Origin of the sequence: Burkholderia sp. ABCPW 14, from assembly GCF_001523835.1 — a bacterium.
In the GTDB taxonomy this organism is placed as follows: domain Bacteria; phylum Pseudomonadota; class Gammaproteobacteria; order Burkholderiales; family Burkholderiaceae; genus Burkholderia; species Burkholderia mayonis.
Map to the genome: position 1 here is coordinate 99,181 of NZ_LOVS01000099.1, position 20,823 is coordinate 120,003.

At 70.3% G+C, this 20,823-nt stretch carries 18 protein-coding genes; all 18 read left to right on the forward strand.

The window, feature by feature from the left end; all coding sequences use genetic code 11:
* Nucleotides 1-3: 3 nt before the first annotated feature.
* The 18 genes from WS62_RS15390 to WS62_RS15490 all read left to right on the forward strand — a co-directional run bounded on the left by WS62_RS15390 (nucleotide 4) and on the right by WS62_RS15490 (nucleotide 20,559).
* The gene (locus tag WS62_RS15390; protein ID WP_059469502.1) at nucleotides 4-396 is read left to right on the forward strand and encodes a methylglyoxal synthase; all 393 of its coding nucleotides are present in this window, start codon (nucleotides 4-6) and stop codon (nucleotides 394-396) included.
* Between the two features lie 445 nt (nucleotides 397-841).
* On the forward strand, nucleotides 842-1,816 hold the full coding sequence (locus WS62_RS15405; RefSeq protein WP_066572162.1) for a quinone oxidoreductase family protein: 975 nt from the start codon (nucleotides 842-844) through the stop codon (nucleotides 1,814-1,816).
* 33 nt (nucleotides 1,817-1,849) lie between these two features.
* Nucleotides 1,850-2,242, forward strand: coding sequence for a helix-turn-helix domain-containing protein (locus WS62_RS38810; protein ID WP_082720991.1), 393 nt, complete (start codon nucleotides 1,850-1,852; stop codon nucleotides 2,240-2,242).
* A 168-nt stretch (nucleotides 2,243-2,410) separates the two neighbouring features.
* Nucleotides 2,411-2,503 (forward strand): K(+)-transporting ATPase subunit F, encoded by a 93-nt coding sequence (kdpF, locus tag WS62_RS15420; RefSeq protein ID WP_004550719.1) that lies wholly within the window; start codon nucleotides 2,411-2,413, stop codon nucleotides 2,501-2,503.
* On the forward strand, nucleotides 2,500-4,308 hold the full coding sequence (gene kdpA / locus WS62_RS15425) for a potassium-transporting ATPase subunit KdpA (RefSeq protein ID WP_066572167.1): 1,809 nt from the start codon (nucleotides 2,500-2,502) through the stop codon (nucleotides 4,306-4,308). Before kdpF ends, kdpA begins: the two co-directional genes overlap by 4 nt.
* A 67-nt stretch (nucleotides 4,309-4,375) precedes the next feature.
* Entirely contained in the window at nucleotides 4,376-6,502 is a 2,127-nt protein-coding gene (gene kdpB / locus WS62_RS15430; protein WP_066572168.1) for a potassium-transporting ATPase subunit KdpB, read from the forward strand.
* Between the two features lie 12 nt (nucleotides 6,503-6,514).
* Complete coding sequence (gene kdpC, locus WS62_RS15435) at nucleotides 6,515-7,096, forward strand: potassium-transporting ATPase subunit KdpC (RefSeq protein WP_066572169.1); 582 nt, start codon at nucleotides 6,515-6,517, stop codon at nucleotides 7,094-7,096.
* A gap of 203 nt (nucleotides 7,097-7,299) precedes the next feature.
* A complete protein-coding gene (locus WS62_RS15440; protein ID WP_066572172.1) occupies nucleotides 7,300-10,347 on the forward strand; it encodes a DUF4118 domain-containing protein in 3,048 nt (1,015 codons plus the stop codon).
* Nucleotides 10,340-11,038 (forward strand): two-component system response regulator KdpE, encoded by a 699-nt coding sequence (gene kdpE / locus WS62_RS15445; RefSeq protein WP_066484700.1) that lies wholly within the window; start codon nucleotides 10,340-10,342, stop codon nucleotides 11,036-11,038. The genes WS62_RS15440 and kdpE overlap by 8 nt, the downstream gene beginning before the upstream one ends.
* A gap of 242 nt (nucleotides 11,039-11,280) precedes the next feature.
* Nucleotides 11,281-11,577, forward strand: coding sequence for a putative hemolysin (locus WS62_RS15450; protein ID WP_066572173.1), 297 nt, complete (start codon nucleotides 11,281-11,283; stop codon nucleotides 11,575-11,577).
* Between the two features lie 194 nt (nucleotides 11,578-11,771).
* Entirely contained in the window at nucleotides 11,772-12,092 is a 321-nt protein-coding gene (gene sugE, locus WS62_RS15455) for a quaternary ammonium compound efflux SMR transporter SugE (RefSeq protein ID WP_066484698.1), read from the forward strand.
* Nucleotides 12,093-12,282: 190 nt separating this feature from the next.
* Nucleotides 12,283-12,900 (forward strand): DUF4126 domain-containing protein, encoded by a 618-nt coding sequence (locus tag WS62_RS15460; RefSeq protein ID WP_066484471.1) that lies wholly within the window; start codon nucleotides 12,283-12,285, stop codon nucleotides 12,898-12,900.
* Nucleotides 12,897-15,488, forward strand: a complete 2,592-nt coding sequence (locus tag WS62_RS15465; protein WP_066572176.1) for an ABC transporter permease — start codon at nucleotides 12,897-12,899, stop codon at nucleotides 15,486-15,488. Before WS62_RS15460 ends, WS62_RS15465 begins: the two co-directional genes overlap by 4 nt.
* An 88-nt stretch (nucleotides 15,489-15,576) precedes the next feature.
* A complete protein-coding gene (locus WS62_RS15470) occupies nucleotides 15,577-15,987 on the forward strand; it encodes a group II truncated hemoglobin (RefSeq protein ID WP_066572178.1) in 411 nt (136 codons plus the stop codon).
* Nucleotides 15,988-16,098: 111 nt separating this feature from the next.
* On the forward strand, nucleotides 16,099-16,830 hold the full coding sequence (locus tag WS62_RS15475) for an alanyl-tRNA editing protein (RefSeq protein ID WP_066572180.1): 732 nt from the start codon (nucleotides 16,099-16,101) through the stop codon (nucleotides 16,828-16,830).
* Nucleotides 16,827-17,468, forward strand: a complete 642-nt coding sequence (locus WS62_RS15480) for a DUF924 family protein (RefSeq protein ID WP_066572182.1) — start codon at nucleotides 16,827-16,829, stop codon at nucleotides 17,466-17,468. The genes WS62_RS15475 and WS62_RS15480 overlap by 4 nt, the downstream gene beginning before the upstream one ends.
* Nucleotides 17,469-17,698: 230 nt before the next feature.
* Nucleotides 17,699-19,093 (forward strand): amidase, encoded by a 1,395-nt coding sequence (locus tag WS62_RS15485; protein WP_066572214.1) that lies wholly within the window; start codon nucleotides 17,699-17,701, stop codon nucleotides 19,091-19,093.
* Nucleotides 19,094-19,236: 143 nt separating this feature from the next.
* Nucleotides 19,237-20,559 (forward strand): MFS transporter, encoded by a 1,323-nt coding sequence (locus WS62_RS15490; protein WP_066572184.1) that lies wholly within the window; start codon nucleotides 19,237-19,239, stop codon nucleotides 20,557-20,559.
* The last annotated feature ends 264 nt before the right edge of the window (nucleotides 20,560-20,823 follow it).

Genomic DNA, 20,823 nt, shown 5'->3' on the forward strand with positions numbered 1-20,823 from the left:
CAGATGAGCACACCCCGCATTGCGCTGATCGCGCACGATGCGAAGAAGGATGAAATCGTCGCGCTCGCGAGCGCCTACCGGCCGACGCTCGCGCAATGCCGGCTCGTCGCGACGGGCACGACGGGCGGACGGATCGCGCAGGCGCTCGGGCTCGAAGTCGAGCGCAAGCTGTCGGGGCCGCTCGGCGGCGACTTGCAGATCGGCGCGGAGCTTGCGGACGGACGCGTCGACGTCGTGATCTTCCTGCGCGATCCGATGACCGCGCAGCCGCACGATCCGGACATCACCGCGCTCGTGCGCGCGTGCGACGTGCACGACGTGCCGGTCGCGACCAACGTCGCGACGGCGCGCATGCTGCTCGACGACCTGACGCGCCGGCTCGCGGCGAAGGCGTGAGCGGCGCGGCGCGCCGCGAGCGGATGATGCGGCGTGGCCGGGATCGGGGTTGGGCGGGCGCGCCGGCGCTTCCCCGTTGCGATTCGACCGTGCCGCCGTTCGCTGAACGCGTGGCGGCGCGCTTGTCGTGGCTGCCGCGCGGCGCGGCGCAGCGCTTGCGCCGTCCGCCGGCGCAGGCCGGCCGGTTTCCTTTTCGATGACGCATCGACTCCGCGTCGAAGCCAAGTCCTGCAAGCGTTCTCACAACGCGCGACAATCTTGCGGCGCGGCGCGGCGCGGCGCGGCGCGAGCGTGCGCCGGCGGCGGCAGCGTCGTCGGGCGCGCGTCTCGTTTCGCCCGCTCGTCGCGGACGGCGCGCCCGTCCACGCATTCCGCGCGCCCGCGCATCGCCCGGGCGCGCCAGCCGATTCCGAATTCAACGCTCAACGCAACCAGGAGAGCCAGCATGCCGAAGGCAATTCGTTACGACCAGCCGGGCGGCCCGGAAGTCATGAAGTGGGTCGACGTCGATGTCGGCGCGCCGCAGCCGGGCGAAGTCCGCATCAGGCAGCACGCGGTCGGCCTCAACTACATCGACGTCTATTTCCGCACCGGCCTTTACCCGCAGCCGCTGCCGGGCGGCCTCGGCATGGAGGCGGCGGGCGAGGTCACGGAAATCGGCGGCGGCGTGACGACGCTCAAGCCGGGCGACCGCGTCGCCTATGTCGCGCAGCCGCCGGGCGCCTACGCGCAGGAGCGCGTGCTGTCCGCCGCGAAGCTCGTCAAGCTGCCGGACGGCATCGGTTACGACGACGCGGCGTCGGCAATGCTGCAGGGCCTGACCGCGCAGTATCTGCTGCGCCGCACGCATCCGGTCAAGCCGGGCGACACGATCCTGATCCACGCGGCGGCGGGCGGCGTCGGCCTCCTCGTCTGCCAGTGGGCGAAGGCGCTCGGCGCGACGGTGATCGGCACGGTCGGCTCCGACGAGAAGGCCGCGCTCGCGAAGTCGCACGGCTGCGACCATCCGATCGTCTATACGCGCGAGAACTTCACCGAACGCGTGAAGGAAATCACGAACGGCGCGGGCGTGCCGGTCGTCTACGACTCGATCGGCAAGGACACGTACGTCGGCTCGCTCGACTGCCTCGCGCCGCTCGGGCTTTTCGTCAGCTTCGGCAACGCGTCCGGGCCGCTGCCGCCGATCGACTCGAAGGAATTCTCGTCGCGCGGCTCGCTGTTTTTCACGCGGCCGACGCTGTTCTCGTACATCGCGAAGCGCGAGGATCTCGATCGCAACGCGGCCGAGCTGTTCGACGTGCTCACGTCGGGGCGCGTGAAGACGAGCATCCAGCAGCGCTATCCGCTCGAGAACGTCGCGCAGGCGCACCGCGATCTCGAGGCGCGGCGCACGACGGGATCGACGATCCTGGTGCCTTGACCACGCGGGCGCGCGTCTCGTCTCCCGAGGCGGATGCGCCGAGGTCGGCGCGCGCCGACCGCGCGCGCGCATGCGAGCCAGCGCGCGCTGACGCGCCTTTTCGCCGCGGAAACGGGGATGACGTTCGCGCGCCGGCGAGAACACTTGCGCGTCGCGCGTGCGGTCGACGAGTTCGCGCGCGGCCTGTCGATCACGCCGATCACGCAAACGACGCTCGAACTCGGCTACGGGAGCGAGCAGCGTCACGACGCTGCTCACGCGGCTCCTGCATCCGGCCGCCGCGCCACTCCATGCAGCGGCGCCATGCACGGGACGGTTGCTGGCCGCAAGGCGCGCCGCGCCGCCCGACGCCGGATGGCATGCCGCGCGCCGGCTGCGTGCCCTTCGGCGTTTACGCGTTTTTTACATCCCCCTTCGAACCTTTGACCTGCCCTTTACACGCGATCCTCTAACGTTTCACCGGTTCGATTTGGAACACGGAGAAACAAAAATGGATGCGGTTTACATAGGCGGTCTGGCGCTTTTCACGGGGTTGATACTCGCGCTGATCGCCGGTTGCGAGAAGCTCGCGCAATACGGTCGCGGGGGGCGTGCATGAGCTGGATGTTGTGGTTGGCGGGGGCGTCGACGTTCCTGCTGTTCGCGTATCTCGTCTATGCGCTGCTGCGCGCGGAGGACATCGAATGAACGCGAACAATCTGTTGCAGGCGGCGCTTTTCATCGTCGTTCTGATCGCGGCCGCGGTGCCGGTCGCGCGTTATCTGACGCGCGTGACGGACGGCTCGTCGGCTGTCGTGCGCATATTCGGCCCGCTCGAGCGCGTGCTCTACCGGATCGCCGGCGTCGATCCGCAGGCCGAGATGAGCTGGAAGCAATACGCGGTCGCGACGATCGCGTTCAACGCGCTCGGCGTGCTGTTCCTCTACGCGCTGCTGCGCGTGCAGGGCCTGCTGCCGGCCAATCCGCAAGGCTTCGGCCCGATGACGGTCGACGGCGCGTTCAACACCGCCGTCTCGTTCGTCACGAACACGAACTGGCAGGACTACACGCCCGAGCAGACCGTCAGCTATCTGACGCAGATGCTCGGCCTGACCGTGCAGAACTTCCTGTCGGCGGCGACGGGCATCGTCGTCGTGATCGCATTGATCCGCGGCTTCGCCCGCCATACCGCGCAGACGATCGGCAACTTCTGGGTTGACGTGACGCGCGTGACGCTCTACGTGCTCGTGCCGATGGCCGCGATCATCGCCGCGCTCCTGATGAGCCAGGGTGTGATCCAGAACCTGAAGGCGTACCAGGACGTGCCGACGCTGCAGACGACCACCTACGCGGCGCCGAAGCTCGACGCGCAGGGCAATCCCGTCAAGGACGCGAAAGGCAGCCCGGTGACGGTGCAAACGCCCGTGAAGTCGCAGACGCTCGCGATGGGGCCCGTCGCGTCGCAGGAAGCGATCAAGATGCTCGGCACGAACGGCGGCGGCTTCTTCAACGGCAACTCCGCGCATCCGTTCGAGAACCCGACGCCGTTCTCGAACTTCCTGGAGATCTTCTCGATCCTGATCATTCCGGCCGCGCTTTGCCTCGTGTTCGGCAGCGTGATCGGCGATCGCCGGCAGGGCGTCGCGGTGCTCGCCGCGATGACGGTCGCGCTCGCGGTCGCGATCGGCGTCGAGACGAGCGCGGAGCAGGGCGGCACGCCCGTGCTCGCGGCGCTGAACGTCGACCAGGCGCCGAGCGCGCTGCAGGCGGGCGGCAACATGGAGGGCAAGGAAACGCGCTTCGGCATCGCGCAGACGGGCATTTTCGTCGTCGCGACGACGGCCGCGTCGTGCGGCGCGGTCGACGCGATGCACGATTCGCTGACGCCCGTCGGCGGCCTCGTGCCGATGCTCCTGATGCAGCTCGGCGAGGTGATCTTCGGCGGGGTCGGCTCCGGCCTCTATGGGATGCTCGTGTTCGCGCTCCTCGCGGTGTTCGTCGCGGGCCTGATGATCGGCCGCACGCCCGAGTACGTCGGCAAGAAGATCGAGTCGTACGAGATGAAGATGGTGTCGATCGTCGTGCTGCTGACGCCGCTTCTCGTGCTCGTCGGCACGTCGATCGCCGTGCTCGCCGACGCGGGCCGCGCGGGCATCGCGAACCCCGGCCCGCACGGCTTCTCGGAGATCCTGTACGCGTTCAGCTCGGCGGCGAACAACAACGGCAGCGCGTTCGCCGGCCTGTCCGTCAACACGCCGTTTTACAACTGGATGACGGCGATCGCGATGTGGTTCGGCCGCTTCGGCACGATCGTGCCGGTACTCGCGATCGCGGGCTCGCTCGCCGCGAAGAAGCGCATCGCCGCGACGAGCGGCACGCTGCCGACGCACGGCCCGCTCTTCGTCGTGCTGCTGCTCGGCACGGTGCTGCTCGTCGGCGCGCTCACCTACGTGCCGGCGCTCGCGCTCGGCCCGGGCGTCGAGCACCTGATGCTGTTCGTCGGCGCGCATTGAACGCGCATACGCCACGAGAGGACTCGCGCAAAGCCGGTCGACCGGCGATGCGCATCTGAGGATTGCAATGACTCAACATTCCACTACGCGATCGATGTTCGACCCGGCGCTCGTGCGCCCGGCGATCGTCGATTCGTTCAAGAAACTCACGCCGCGCACGCAGTTCCGCAACCCGGTGATGTTCTGCGTGTACGTCGGCAGCGTCCTGACGACGATCCTGTGGGTCGCCGCGCTGATGGGGCAGGCCGAGGCGCCCGCGGGCTTCATTCTCGCGGTCACGCTGTGGCTGTGGTTTACCGTGCTGTTCGCGAACTTCGCCGAGGCGCTCGCCGAAGGCCGCTCGAAGGCGCAGGCCGCGTCGCTTCGCAGCGCGAAGAAGGACGTGATGGCGAAGAAGCTCAACGAGCCGCATCCGAAGTCGCCCGTGCGCATCACGACGGCATCGGATCTGCGCCGCGGCGACGTCGTGCTCGTCGAGGCGGGCGACACGATTCCCGCCGACGGCGAGGTGATCGATGGCGTCGCGTCGGTCGACGAATCGGCGATCACCGGCGAATCGGCGCCCGTGATCCGCGAGTCGGGCGGCGACTTCTCGTCGGTGACGGGCGGCACGCGCGTCTTGTCCGACTGGATCGTCGTCCAGGTGACGGCGAACCCGGGCGAGGCGTTCCTCGACCGGATGATCGCGATGGTCGAAGGCGCGAAGCGCAAGAAGACGCCGAACGAGATCGCGCTGACGATCCTGCTCGTCGCGCTGACGATCGTGATGCTGCTCGCGACCGCGACGCTCCTGCCGTTCTCGATGTTCTCCGTCGAAGCGATGAAGGCGGGCCATGTCGTGACGATCACCGCGCTCGTCGCGCTGCTTGTGTGCCTGATCCCGACGACGATCGGCGGCCTCTTGTCCGCGATCGGCGTCGCCGGGATGAGCCGGATGATGCAGGCGAACGTGATCGCGACGTCGGGCCGCGCGGTCGAGGCGGCGGGCGACGTCGACGTGCTGCTGCTCGACAAGACGGGCACGATCACGCTCGGCAACCGCCAGGCGTCGACGTTCCTGCCGGCGCCGGACGTGACCGAAGTGATGCTCGCCGACGCGGCCCAGTTGTCGTCGCTCGCCGACGAGACGCCGGAAGGCCGCAGCATCGTCGTGCTCGCGAAGGAGCGCTTCAACATCCGCCAGCGCGACATGGCCTCGCTGCACGCGACGTTCCTGTCGTTCTCCGCGCAGACGCGGATGAGCGGCGTCGATCTGTCACCCCATGGGACTTCCTCCGGGGCGCCGGGCCGCGAGATTCGCAAGGGTGCGGCCGACGCGGTGAAGAAATACGTCGAGGCGAACGGCGGCCGCTTCCCGGCCGAAGTGGCGAACGTGGTGACGGACGTCGCGCGGCGCGGCAGCACGCCGCTCGTCGTCGCGCAGAAGCATGCCGATGCGGGCGGCCAGGACGTCGCGCGCGTGCTCGGCGTGATCGAGCTGAAGGACATCGTGAAGGGCGGCATCAAGGAGCGCTTCGCCGAGCTGCGCAAGATGGGCATCAAGACCGTGATGGTGACGGGCGACAACCGGCTGACGGCCGCGGCGATCGCGGCGGAAGCGGGCGTCGACGACTTCCTCGCGGAAGCGACGCCCGAGGCGAAGCTGTCGACGATCCGCGAGCATCAGGCGGCGGGCCGGCTCGTCGCGATGACGGGCGACGGCACGAACGACGCGCCGGCGCTCGCGCAGGCGGACGTGGCGGTCGCGATGAACTCGGGCACGCAGGCGGCGAAGGAAGCGGGCAACATGGTCGACCTCGATTCGAATCCGACCAAGCTGATCGAGATCGTCGAGATCGGCAAGCAGATGCTGATGACGCGCGGCTCGCTCACGACGTTCTCGATCGCCAACGACATCGCGAAGTACTTCGCGATCATCCCGGCCGCGTTCGCGACGACCTATCCGCAACTGAACGCGCTGAACGTGATGCATCTCGCGACGCCCGCGTCGGCGATCATGTCGGCCGTGATCTTCAACGCGCTCATCATCGTGCTCTTGATTCCGCTCGCGCTAAAGGGCGTGCGCTACCGCGCGCTCGGCGCCGCGTCGCTGCTGCGCCGCAATCTGTTCGTCTACGGGCTCGGCGGGATTCTCGTGCCGTTCGTCGGCATCAAGCTGATCGACGTCGTGCTCGCCGCGCTCGGCTGGGTTTAAAGGAACATCGCCATGAAATCACTGTTTCGTCCGCTCATCGTCGTGTTCGTCGTGCTGGCCGCCGTGACGGGGCTCGCGTATCCGGCCGTGATGACGGCTTTCGGCCAGGCCGTGTTTCCGTCGCAGGCGAACGGCAGCCTCATCGAGAAGGGCGGCTTGGTCGTCGGCTCCGCGCTGATCGGCCAGCAGTTCGATGCGCCGCAGTACTTCTGGGGCCGCCTGTCCGCGACGAGCCCGATGCCGTACAACGCGACGGGCTCGGGCGGCTCGAACCTCGGGCCGCTCAATCCGTCGCTCAAGGACCAGGTGAAAGGACGGCTCGACGCGCTGAAGGCGGCGGGCACCGATCTGTCGAGGCCCGTGCCCGTCGATCTCGTGACGGCGTCGGCGAGCGGCCTCGATCCGGAAATCAGCCCGGCCGCGGCCGACTACCAGGTCGCGCGCGTCGCGCAAGCACGCAAGATGGCGGAAGACGCGGTGCGGCAGCTCGTTGCGGACAATACGGCAGGCCGGCAGTTCGGCGTGCTCGGCGAGCCGCGCGTGAACGTGCTGAAGCTGAACCTCGCGCTCGATGCCGCGCGGGCCGCGCATTGACGCGAGACGCCGGGGAGCGCCGCGCCGTCCGCGAGGCCGCGCGGGCGCGATCGCGGCGATCGCGGCGAAAGCGGCGGCGTGAGCGCGCCGCCGCCTTTGCCGCCACGACATCCGGACGACGCCGCCTCGGCGTCGTCCTTTCCTTTTGGGGCGTTTTGGAACGACAATGAACTTCAGCCGCCAACCGGAGACCTCGGCCTCGCATGAACCGTCCCGATCCTGACCAGCTTCTCGACAAGATTCAACGGGAAGAGGAAAAGCAGCAGCGCGGCAAGCTGAAGGTTTTCTTCGGCGCGTCGGCGGGCGTCGGCAAGACCTACGCGATGCTGCTGGCCGCGCGCGCGCGCAAGCAGGAAGGCGTCGACGTCGTCGTCGGCATCGTCGAGACGCACGGCCGCAGCGAAACGGCGTCGCTCCTCGACGGGCTCGACGTGCTGCCGCTCGCGCGGATCGAATACCGCGGCCGCACGCTCGGCGAGTTCGATCTCGACGCGGCGCTCGCGCGCCGCCCGCAGCTCGTCCTCGTCGACGAGCTCGCGCACTCGAACGTGCCCGGCGCGCGGCACCTGAAGCGCTGGCAGGACGTGTACGAGCTGCTCGACGCGGGCATCGACGTCTACACGACCGTCAACGTCCAGCATCTCGAGAGCCTGAACGACGTGGTCGGCGCGATCACGGGCATCCGCGTGTGGGAAACCGTGCCCGATCGCGTGTTCGACGTCGCCGACGAAGTCACGCTCGTCGACCTGCCGGCCGAGGAGCTGCTGAGCCGGCTGCGCGAAGGCAAGGTCTATTTGGCGCAGCAGGCCGAGCGGGCGGTGCGCAACTTTTTCCGCAAGGGCAACCTGATCGCGCTGCGCGAGCTCGCGCTGCGCCGCACGGCCGACCGCGTCGACGCGCAGATGCGCGAGTACCGCGCGGACCGCTCGATCCAGCGGATCTGGCAGGCGCGCGAACGCCTGCTCGTGTGCGTCGGCCCCGGCCCCGAGGCGCCGACGCTCGTGCGGGCGGCCGCGCGCCTCGCCGCAAGCCTGAAGGCCGACTGGCTCGCCGTGTACGTCGAAACACCGCGGCTCGCGCGGCTGCCGGGCGCGGTCAGGCAGCGCACGCTCAACGCATTGAAGCTCGCGGCCGAGCTCGGCGCCGAGACGGCGACGCTGACGGGCGCGGACGCGGTCGCCGCGCTGATCGGCTATGCGCAGGTGCGCAACGTGTCGAAGATCGTCGCGGGCGGCTCGTCGAAGAGCGGCTTCCTGCGCCGCTTCTCGCGGCCCTTCGGCGAGCAGCTCGCGGAGCGCTCGGGCGACGTCGACCTGATGCTGATCCGCGCGTCGGCGAGCGAAGATGCGCGCACGCCGCTCGATCCGGGCGCGCGCGCATGGCGCGACGCGTTCTCGAGCGTCGTCGACGGCCGCTCGCCGCCGCGCAACTACGGCTATGCGGCGACGATCTGCGCGCTGATCACGGTCGTCGCGAACCTGCTGCACAGCCAGCTCGACCTGACCAACCTCGTGATGCTGTACCTGCTCGGCGTCGTGTTCTCGGCGGTGCGCCTCGGGCGCGGGCCGGGCGTCGTGCAGTCGTTCCTGTCGGTCGCCGCGTTCGATTTCTTCTTCGTGCCGCCGCGGATGTCGTTCTCCGTGTCGGATACGCAGTATCTGCTGACTTTTTTCGGGATGCTGCTCACGTCGCTCGTGATCAGCCATCTGACGTCGAGCCTCACGCGCGGCGCGTATATCGCGCGCCGCCGCGAGCGGCGCACGAGCGCGATGTACGCGATGGCGCGCGAGCTCGCGGCGGCGCTGACGGCCGAGCAGATCGTCGAGATCGGCAGCCGGCACGTCTCCGAGGTGTTCCGCGCGCGCGTCGCGATCCTCTTGCCCGACAGCGGCGACAAGGTCCAGCAGAAGATCGAGAATCCCGACGAGACGGTGACGATCACGGGCGCGGCGCTCGACATCGACGTCGGCCAATGGGTGTACGACCAGCAGAAGCCGGCGGGCCACGGCACCGACACGCTGCCCGCCGCCGCCGCGCTCTATCTGCCGCTGAAGGCGCCGATGCGCACGCGCGGCGTGCTCGCCGTCGTCGCGAAGGATTCGCGCGAGCTCGAGGTGCCGGAGCAGCAGCGGATGATCGACGCGTTCGCCGCGCAGATCGCGCTCGCGCTCGAGCGTGTCCACTACGTCGACATCGCGCGCGACGCGCTCGTCAACATGGAGTCCGAGCGGCTGCGCAACTCGCTGCTGTCGGCGATCTCGCACGATCTGCGCACGCCGCTCACGGCGATCGTCGGGCTGTCGTCGATGCTCGCGAACGCGCGCGGCGCGGTGCGCAACGGCGGCGGCCCGCCCGCGCGCGAGGACGAGCTCGTCGAGGCGATTCACGACGAGGCGCTGCGGATGACGGGAATCGTCACGAACCTGCTCGACATGGCGCGGCTGCAGGCGGGCAGCCTGCAGCTCAAGCGCCAGTGGTCGCTGCTCGAGGAGACGGTCGGCGCGGCGCTCGCCGCGTGCAAGCGCGTGCTCGCGCGCCATCCGGCGCGGGTGCGGCTGCCCGCCGACCTGCCGCTGCTGCAGATGGACGCGGTGCTGATGGAGCGGCTCTTCGCGAACCTGTTCGAGAACGCGGCGAAGTACACGCCGCTCGATACGCCGATCGAGATCGGCGCGGAGCGCATCGTCGACGACGGCCGGCCGTTCGTGCGCGTGTTCGTCGACGATCGCGGCCCGGGGCTGCCGGCCGGCATGGAGACGCGGATCTTCGAGAAATTCACGCGCGGCGAGAAGGAATCGGCGACGCCCGGCATCGGCCTCGGGCTGGCGATCTGTCGCGCGATCGTCGACGCGCACGGCGGTAAAATCGGTGCGCTCAACCGGGTCGGGCCCGGCGGCGAGGTCGAGGGCGCGCGCTTCTGGTTCACGCTGCCGGTCGAGACGCCGCCGCCCGAGCCCGGCGTCGTCGACGAGGAGGCGGACGCCGAGGCGAATGAAGGCGCTGGCGCAGGCAACGCCGCGCTCGGCGGCGCGATTGGCGAATCCGCCGCCGGGCCGCGCGCGCCGGGCGGTTTCGCGGCCGACGAGCGCGTCGCCGATGAACGCGGACGCGGCGGCGAACGCGCTGCCGGAACGCCTGCCTCCGCTCCCGCCGGCGAGCGCGCCCGATCCGCTTCGGCGGCGCCCGCGCCACAACGTGACGACGGCGCGCCGGCGCCCGTATCCAACGAACATCCGCCTGCCCATGAGTGAACCGACCGTCACCGTCGTCCTGATCGAAGACGAAAAACAAATCCGCCGTTTCGTGCGCAGCGCGCTCGAGGAAGAGGGGATTGCCGTGTTCGACGCCGAAACGGGCCGCCAGGGCCTGATCGAAGCCGCGACGCGCAAGCCCGATCTCGCGATCGTCGATCTCGGCCTGCCTGACGGCGACGGCCTCGACGTGATTCGCGAGCTGCGCGGCTGGTCCGAGATGCCGGTGATCGTGCTGTCGGCGCGCACGCACGAGGAAGAGAAGGTGGCCGCGCTCGACGCGGGCGCCGACGACTATCTGACGAAGCCGTTCGGCGTGTCCGAGCTGCTCGCGCGGATTCGCGCGCATCTGCGGCGGCGCAATCAGGGCGGCGCGGCTGAGTCGCCGCTCGTGAAGTTCGGCGACGTGTCCGTCGACCTCGCGCTGCGGCGCGTGTGGCGCGGCGGCGAGGTCGTCCATCTGACGCCGCTCGAGTATCGGCTGCTCGCGACGCTCGTGCGGCATGCGGGCCGCGTGCTCACGCACCGGCAGTTGCTGCGCGATGTCTGGGGACCGACGCACGTCGAGAGCCATCATTACCTGCGGATCTATATGGCACACCTGCGGCAGAAGCTCGAGGCCGATCCCGCGCAGCCGCAGCACATCGTTACCGAGACGGGCGTCGGGTACCGGCTCGTCGGCGCGGGTTGACGCAGCGGGCGTTGCGGGCGCGCGCCGGCGGGCCGTATTGCTCGTCGCGGCGCGGCGTCGTGCCTCACCGCGCTTCGCCGCGCCTTGCTTTGCCAGCCGCGCAGGCCACGCAGACCGCGCAAATCGTACCCGCCAGCCGGTCGCGGCGCCCGAACCGAGTGCGGCGTCGGCCGCGCCTGACGCCGCCGCGCGCGTTTTTCTCTTATGCTGAGCGCTCGACAATCACAACGAGGAACTCAACCATGCTCGTCCGTCTACTGTGCGGTTGTGCATTGGGCATCGGCGCCGCGGCGGCGCTCGCGCAGCCGCTGCCGTCGAATCGGTCGGCCGCGCTCGCCAATCCGGCGTCGGTGAATTGCGAAAAGCTCGGCGGCAAGGTGGCGATCCACGACGGCCCGCGCGGTCAGTTCGGGATCTGCGTGTTCAAGGACGGACGCGAATGCGACGAATGGGCGCTCTACCGCGACGACCGCTGCGTGCAGCTCGATGCGCACGGCTGGCCGATCGCGCAGCATGGCCGGAAACCCGAGTCGAAATGATGCGGCCGGTACGCCGGCACGCCGGCGCGGCGCGATTCGCGCCGGGCGCACGGCGCGCGGGCGGCGGCTACTCGGCCCGAAGGCCCGGCCAGCGCGCCTGTAAGCCTCTTGTTATACTTTCACCGCCCGGGGACGACCCCGGGCCGGCGATGTACAACGGGGACGACCCCATTTGGCTCATGGAGAGTCTCCGCATGCCTTGGCTGTGGCTTCTCGTCGCCGGTCTGCTCGAAGTTGCGTGGGCGGCCGGTCTCAAATCGTCCGAGGGCTTCACGCGTCTCGGTCCCTCCATTTTCACGATCGTCACCGCGCTCGGCAGCTTCGGGCTCCTCGCCGTCGCGATGCGCGAGCTGCCGCTCGGCACCGCGTACGCGGTCTGGACGGGCATCGGCGCGGTCGGCGCGTTCATTTTCGGAATCGTGATGCTCGGCGAGGCGCTGACGCTTGCACGCATCGCGAGCGCGTCGCTGATCGTCGTCGGGCTCGTGGGCCTGAAACTGTCGTCGGCCGGCTGAGCGCGCAGGGCTTGCCGGGGGCGGCGCGTCGCGGCTGCGCGCGACGCGCGTCTATAATGAAGCGGAATCCATCTGACAACGTCCCGCCGCCGCGCACGAATCGGCGGGGCCGGCGGGTCGATGGGCCGCTTCGCCCGGGCTCGGGCGCGGTACGCCCGCGAACCGCGCGCATTGCGCAAGGAGGCGGCACATGGTCGAAGCCATTTCGCTCGGCGCGGGGCTCGCGTGGGCGAGCGGCCTGCGCCTCTATCTCACCGTGCTGATCGCGGGCGTGTTCGCGCGCCTCGGTCTCATTCATCTGCCCGACACGCTCGCGGTGCTGACGTCGCCATGGGTGATTGGCGCGGCCGCCGCGCTCGCGATCGCCGAATTCCTCGCCGACAAGATCCCCGCGTTCGACTCGCTGTGGGACGCGGTCCACACGTTCATCCGGATTCCCGCGGGCGCGGTGCTCGCGGCGGGCGCGCTCGGCCACGCCGATCCGACGCTCCTCGCGATCGCGGGCCTCGCGGGCGGCACGCTCGCCGGCTCCGCGCACATCGCGAAGGCGGGCACGCGCGCGCTCATCAACCTGTCGCCGGAACCGATCTCGAACTGGATCGCGTCGACGACCGAAGACGGGCTCGCGGTCGGCGGGCTCGCGCTCGCATTCTTCGTGCCGCTCGTGTTCATCGCGCTGATGATCGGCTTTCTCGCGTTTTCCGCGTGGGCGCTGCCGCGGCTGTGGCGCGGCGTGTCGGGCGGCTTTCGCGGGATGGCGAACCACATGGTGTCGAGGTTGAATTCGATCGGGAGCAAGCGCGATTGACGGCGGCGGGTAAAACGATGCCGGCTGGCCGCCGCTTCGGCCTCGTCGACCTGCTGCGCCAGGCGGGGCGGATGACGCTGCGCGACTGGCGCGCGGGCGAGTTGACGCTCGTCGCGCTCGCGCTCGTGCTCGCCGTCGCGGCGCTCACGAGTGTCGGCTTTCTTGCCGACAGGCTGCGCCAGGGGCTCGAGCGCGACGCACGCCGGATGCTCGGCGCGGACTTCGTAGTGCGGGCCGATCATCCGGTCGATCCGGCGTTCGCCCTCGAAGCGCGCGCGCTCGGCCTGTCGACCGCGACGACCGCGATCTTCCCGAGCATGGTCGGCGCGCCCAATCCGCCCGCCGCCGAATCCGGCGCGAACGGAATGCCGCCCGTGCGGCTCGCGGCCGTGAAGGCCGTGTCGGCCGGCTATCCGCTGCGCGGCGCGGTCGAGATCGCGCCCGATGCGAACGCGCGCGGCCGTCCTGCCGGTTCGATTCCGGCCCCCGGCACCGTGTGGGTCGACCCGTCGCTCCTCGACGCGCTGCATCTGAAAGTCGGCGACGCGCTGCGCATCGGCGGCCGCACGTTCACGGTCGGCGCGGCGATCACCCGCGAGCTCGATCGCGGCTTCTCATTCGTCAATTTCTCGCCGCGCGTGATGCTGCGCGCGGACGAGCTCGAGTCGACGGGGCTCACCGGCTACGGCAGCCGCGTCACGTACCGCCTCCTCGTCGCGGGCGACGACGCGGCCGTCGAGCGCTTCGCGAGCTACGCGCACGCGCGCGTCGACGGCGGCAAGCTGCGCGGCGTCGTGCTCGAATCGCTGCAGGAAGGGCAGCCGCAAGTGCGGCAGACGCTCGACCGCGCCCGCCATTTCCTCACGCTCGTCGCGCTCCTGACGGCGCTGCTCGCGGCCGTCGCGATCGCGATGTCCGCGCAGCGCTACATGCGCCGCCATCTCGACGGCTGCGCGGCGATGCGCTGCCTCGGCGCGAGCCGCCGCACGCTGACGGCGCTGTTCGCGATCGAATTCGTGCTGCTCGGCGTCGTCGGCGGACTCGCGGGCGCGGCGCTTGGCTACGTCGGCCATCTCGTGCTGCTGCGCGCGCTCGGCAGCCTGATCGACGTCGTGCTGCCGCCGCCTTCCGTGTGGCCGGCGGCGATCGGCGTCGCGACGGGGCTCGTGCTGCTGCTCGGCTTCGCGCTGCCGCCGCTCGCGCCGTTGACGCGCGTGCCGCCCGTGCGCGTGCTGCGCCGCGAGTGGGGCGACGCGGGCCGCGTCGCATGGGCGGGCTACGCGGCTGGCGTCGCGCTCTTCGCGGCACTGCTCATTGCCGCGGCGGGCAACCCGACGCTCGGCCTCATCGTCGCGGGCGGCTTCGCGGGCAGCCTCGTGCTGTTCGCGCTCGTCGCGCGGCTCGCGCTCTTCGCGGCCGCGCGGCTCGTGCGCGACGGCCGCGTCGCGGCGGGGCTCGGCTGGCGCTACGCGCTCGCATCGCTCGACCGGCGCGGCGCCGCGAGCGCGCTGCAGATCACCGCGCTCGCGCTCGGCCTGATGTGCCTGCTCCTCATCGCAATTACGCGCAACGATCTCGTCGCCGGCTGGCGGCAGTCGACGCCGCCCGACGCGCCGAATCAGTTCCTGATCGACATCCAGCCCGACCAGCGCGACGACGTCGTCCGCTATCTCGCGGCGAACGGCATTGCGAATCCCGCGCTGTCGCCGATGGTGCGCGGGCGGCTGCTGTCGGTGAACGGCAAGCCGGTGAATCCGGACGACTACAAGAGCGACGATGCGCGCCGCCTTGTCGATCGCGAATTCAACCTGTCGTACACGACGCAGTTGCCGGGCGACAACCGGATCGTCGCGGGCGACTGGTTCGGCGCGGCTAACGCGCCGCAGATCTCGATCGAGACGGGGCTCGCGAAGACGCTCGGCGTGAAGCTCGGCGACACGCTGCGCTTCGACGTGACGGGCCTGACCGTCGACGCGCCCGTGACGAGCGTGCGCAAGCTCGATTGGGGCACGTTCCGCGTGAACTTCTTCGTGCTGATGCCGCCCCCTGCGCTGCGCGATTTTCCGGCGACCTACATCACGAGTTTCCATCTGCCGTCCGCCCGGCAGCGCGTGCTCGACGGCCTGATCGCGCAGTATCCGAACCTGACGGCGATCGACGTCGCGCCGATCCTCGCACAGCTCGAACGCGTGCTGCTGCAGGTGATCGGCGCGGTGCAGTTCCTGTTCGGGTTCACGCTCGCGGCGGGCGTCCTCGTGCTGTACACGGCGCTCGCGGGCTCGCGCGACGAGCGCGTGCGCGAGGCCGCGCTGATGCGCGCGCTCGGCGCGTCGCGCGCGCAGGTGATCGCCGTGCAGCGCGCGGAGTTCATCGTCGTCGGCGTGCTCGCGGGCGCAATGGCGGCGGCGGGCGCGCTCGCGGTCGGCGCGGTGCTCGCGTCGCGCGTGTTCGATTTCCAGCTCGCGCCCGACCCGTGGCTCGTGCCGGCCGGCATCGCGGCGGGCGTCGCATGCGCGGGCGCGGCGGGGTGGCTCGGCCTGCGCGGCGTGCTGTGCCGCCCGGTGCTGCAATCGCTGCGCGATGCATGAATCGCGCGCACGCGATATCTTCGCGGGAGCGGCTTCTCGTTTTCCCCGTTCATTTTTTCCTTGTTCGTTTCATTTGACCGATGTCCGTATGACCGATGTAACCGATGACGCGCCGTCGCAGCCGACGGCATTCGAACGCGTGGGCGGCGAGGCGCGCGTGCGCGAGCTCGTCGACCGTTTCTACGACCTGATGGATCTCGAGCCCGAATTCGCCGGGATTCGCGCGCTGCATCCGCCGACGCTCGACGGCTCGCGCGACAAGCTGTTCTGGTTCCTGTGCGGCTGGCTCGGCGGCCCCGATCACTACGTCGAGCGCTTCGGCCATCCGCGGCTGCGCGCGCGGCATCTGCCGTTTCCGATCGCGTCGTCCGAGCGCGACCAGTGGCTGCGCTGCATCGCGTGGGCGATGGAGGGCACGGGGCTCGACGAGCCGCTGCGCGAGCGGCTGATGCACTCGTTCTACGACACGGCCGACTGGATGCGAAACCGTCCCGGTTGAAATTCCGGTACGCTTGCGTGCGCGCCGCGCGCAATTGCGCCTGTTGCGGCGCGCGCGGCGCACCGCATACTGATCGCTTCCGATCACCCATAACGACATCCGAGACGCCCCATGGCCACCCAAGCTCTCTTTCGCGAAGACGCTTATCTGACGCGCTGCGACGCGGTCGTCACCGCCGTCGACGAAGCCGGCATCCACCTCGATCGAACCGTGTTCTATCCGCTCGGCGGCGGCCAGGCGGGCGACAGCGGCACGCTGACGCTGCCGGGCGGCGCGACGCTCGCCGTCGCCGATACGCGCAAGGCGAAGTTCGAAGGCGCGACGCCCGACGACGCGGTGCACGTGCTCGCGCCGGGGCAGGAGACGCTCGCGGCGGACGTGAAGCCGGGCGACGCGGTCGTCGCCGAGATCGACTGGACGCCGCGGCACCGCCGGATGCGGCTGCACACGGCGAGCCATCTGCTGTGCGCGGTGCTGCCGTATCCGGTCGACGGCTGCAGCGTGACCGCCGAGTACGTGCGGATCGATTTCGCGACGGTCGAGCCGATCGACCGCGCGTTTGTCGACGCGCGCCTGGCCGAGCTCGTCGGCGGCTCGCATCCGGTGACGGCCGAGTGGATCACCGACGACGAGATGGCGGCGCGCCCGGACCTCGTGCGGACGATCAGCGTGAAGCCGCCGATGGGGCTCGGGCGCGTGCGGCTGCTGCGGATCGGCGGCATCGACCTGCAGCCGTGCGGCGGCACGCACGTGCGCAACACGGCGGAGATCGGCGGGCTGCGCGTCGCGAAGCTCGAGAAGAAGAGCGCGCGCACGCGGCGCCTCGTGCTGGAGCTCGCATGACGGCGCCGCACGCGCGAGGCGGCGCGTACGAAGCCGCCGCTCACGATGACGCGGCGCTCGACCCGCGCGCGCGCGACGTGCTCGACTTCTGGTTCAGCGCGCCCGACGATCCGGCGTTCGGCACGGCGCGCAAGATATGGTTCAGCGGCGCTCCGGCGCTCGACGCGCAATTGCGCGAGCGGTTCGGTGCGCTCGTCGACGCGGCGACGGCGGGCGAGCTCGACGCATGGACGCGCACGCCGCTCGGCGCGCTCGCGCTCATCGTCGTGCTCGACCAGTTCTCGCGCAACATCCACCGTGGCACGGCGCTCGCGTTCGCGGCCGATCGCGCGGCGCTCGCGCACGCGAAGGCGCTCGTCGCGTCGGGCGGCGACCGCGCGCTGCCGACGGGCCATCACCGCGCGTTCGCGTATCTGCCGTTCGAGCACGACGAGTCGCCCGACAGCCAGCGCGAAGCGGTGCGCCTCTGCGCGCGGATCAAGGACGAGGCGGGTTGCGCCGGCTACCACGACTACGCGCTGCGCCACGCGGGCGTGATCGAGCGCTTCGGGCGCTTCCCGCATCGGAACGCGATCCTCGGCCGGTCGTCGACCGACGAGGAAATCGCGTTCCTGAAGGCGCCCGGCTCGTCGTTCTGAGCATGTCCGGCCGTGCCCGCGCGGCCGATCCGGGCGTGCGCTCGGCGCGCCAGCACGGCGTCTTCGCGCACGCGGCGGGCCGCCGCGAGTGCTCGAAAAATGTGTGCGCCGTTCGATATCAATCGCGCTATCCGTCACCGTTTTTGCGTTGCTATCGTGAGTTCAACCGACGAGGGGCGGCCGCCGAAGCCGGCGTGGCCGCCCGTCTCCAACCTTGCGAGGCCGAACCCATGTCCGAGCTGCTCGACCTGACCGCCTGCTCGCTTGCCGAACTGTTCAAGACCCGCGGCGTGACGCCCGCCGATTACGCGGACGCGCTGCTCGACCACATTGCCCGCTGGGAGCCGCATCTGAACGCGCTGTGCCGCTTCGATCCGGAGCGCGTGCGCGAGCAGGCGCTCGCGTCGACGCGCCGCTGGGCGGCGGGCGCGCCGCTGAGCGAGATCGACGGCGTGCCGGTGACGATCAAGGAGCTGATCGCGACGCAGGGCGATCCGGTCGCGCAAGGCTCGGCCGCCGCCGCCGACGTGCCGCCCGCGCCTGTCGACGCGCCCGCCGCAATGCGGCTGCGCGAGGCGGGCGCGGTCGTGATCGGCAAGACGACGGTGCCCGATTACGCGATGCTGTCGTCGGGACTGTCGAGCCTGTACGGCATCACGCGCAACCCGTGGCGGCTCGAACTCAATCCGGGCGGCTCGAGCAGCGGCGCGGCCGCGGCGGCGGCGGCGGGCTACGGGCCGCTGCACGTCGGCACCGACATCGGCGGGTCGATCCGGCTGCCGGCCGGCTGGTGCGGGATCGTCGGCTTCAAGCCGTCGAACGGACGGATTCCGATCGATCCGTACTACACGGGCCGCTGCGCGGGGCCGATGACGCGCACGCTCGACGACACCGCGCTGCTGATGCGCTTCCTGTCGCGCCCGGACTGGCGCGATGCGACGAGCCTGCCGCCCGAGACGATCGACTGGTCGATCGCACCCGCCGACGTGAAGGGCATGCGGATCGGCCTGATGCTCGACGCCGGCTGCGGGATCGCGCCGGAGCCGGAGATCGTCGCCGCGGTCGAGGCGGCGGCCGAGTGCTTCGCCGCGCACGGTGCGCGGATCGTCGCGGCGCCGCCGGTCGTGTCGCGCGGGATGCTCGACGGCCTCGACCGTTTCTGGCAGGCGCGGCTATGGGCCGACCTCGAACGCCTGCCCGACGCGGCGCGCGAGCGCATCCTGCCGTACATCCTCGCATGGGCGGGGCAGGGCGCGTCGGTGTCCGGCGTCGACGCGGTGCGCGGCTTCGGTGCGACGTTCGAGATGCGCGCGGCCGCCGCGCGACTGTTCCACTCGGTCGACGCGGTGCTGTCGCCGACCAACGTCGTCGCCGGCTTCCCGGCCGAATGGGCGGGGCCGACCCAAGACCCGACGCGGCCGTTCGAGCACATCGCGTTCACGGTTCCGTGGAACATGGGCGAGCAGCCGGCGCTGTCGATCAACTGCGGCTTCGCGCGCAACGGGATGCCGATCGGCCTGCAGATCGTCGGACCGCGCTTTGCCGACCGCCTCGTGTTGCAGCTCGGCAAGGCGTACGAGAACTGGCGCGGCGCGATGCCGCGCTGGCCGGCGCCGCCTCACTGACGCAGCCGCGCACGCGTTTGCGCGCGCTGCGCGTTCCGTCGGTTTTTCGCTTATCACCCTGACACCACATCCAGCCCGGTGGCGGACGTCGCTTGCGTCGCGCCGGCGGCCGGTATCGTCGTCGCTTCGATCGAGGACTCGCCATGGAAGATCTGCTGGAACCCGCCTGTCGGCCGACGCCCGCCAAGACCGGCACGGCCGCGACGCGCGCCGACGCACGCCGCAACGTCGCGGCGGTCGCGCTCGGCAACGCGGTCGAATTCTTCGACTTCGGCACCTATGCGACTTTCGCGGTGATGATCGGCCACACGTTCTTCCCGGCGAAGAGCGCGTTCGTGAGCCTGCTGCTGTCGGTGTCCGTGTTCGGGCTCGGCTTCGTCGTGCGGCCGTTCGGCGCGCTCGTGATCGGCGCATACGCGGACAAGGCGGGCCGCAAGCCCGCGATGATGCTGACGCTCGTGATGATGGCGGTCGGTACGGGCGCGATCGCCGTGCTGCCGGGATACGAGACGATCGGCATCGCGGCGCCGATCCTGCTCGTCGTCACGCGGCTGATCCAGGGGCTCGCGTGGGGCGGCGAAGCAGGGCCCGCGACGACCTACATCCTCGAGGCGGCGCCGCCGGACCGGCGCGGCGCATATGCGTGCTGGCAGGTCGCGACGCAGGGCTTCGCGGCGGTCGCGGCGGGGCTCGCGGGCTATGTGCTGACGGTTTCGCTGTCCGAGGCCGATCTGTATGCATGGGGCTGGCGCGTGCCGTTCGTGTTCGGCCTGCTGGTGCTGCCGATCGGCATCTACATCCGCCGCCGGCTGTCCGACACGATCGATGCGCACGGCGCGCACGGCTCGACGCGCGCGATCCTGCGCGAACTGAACGCACGGCATCGGCGGCCGATCGCGATCGGCCTGATGATCCTGCTCGGCAGCACGATCACGCAGTACTTCCTCAACTACATGACGACATTCGCGTTGACCGAGCTGCATCTGCCGGGCGGCGTCGCGATGCTGGCAACGCTCGCGACAGGCGCGGCGCTCGCGGTGTGCTCGCTCGTCGGCGGCAGCTTGTCGGATCGCTTCGGACGCCGCGCGGTCCTGATCTGGCCGCGCGTGCTGCTGTTGCTGCTGATCTTCCCGGCGCTGCAACTGATCGTGTCGCATCCGACGCCCGCCGTCTTCCTCGTCATGCTGACCGTGCTGTCCGGCCTGCACGGCATGAGCGGCGCGGCGCTCATCGTGCTGATCGCCGAGAGCTTCCCGCAGCGGGTGCGCTCGACCGGATTCTCGATCGTCTACGCGGTCGCGGTGTCGCTGTTCGGCGGCACCGCGCAAAGCATCGTCACCTGGCTCATCAGCAGCACCGGCAATCCGATGGCGCCGACGGGCTACCTGCTCGTTGCGAATGCGATCTGCATCGCGGCAGGCTGGCTTGCCGCCGAGACCTGGCCAGCCCGGCGCGCCGCGCGCTAGCTGGGCAAGCGCAAGAAAGGGCCGACCGACGGGCGGAGCCATTCCCGTACCGGGCCGACAGACGCGGGCACGGCCGGGCGCGAAGCACGGACGGCGCGAACCGGAACGGCATGGGACACGGCGGGCGCCGCGCAAATGGGGGGTGCCCCTATGTTGTTCGTCAAGCGTTAGGGGCTGACTTGGGTTGGTAAATGGTGCCGTCGCGCAGCATGGCGAACAGGACATCGCAGCGTCGCCGAGCCAGTGCGATGAGCGCTTGGTTGT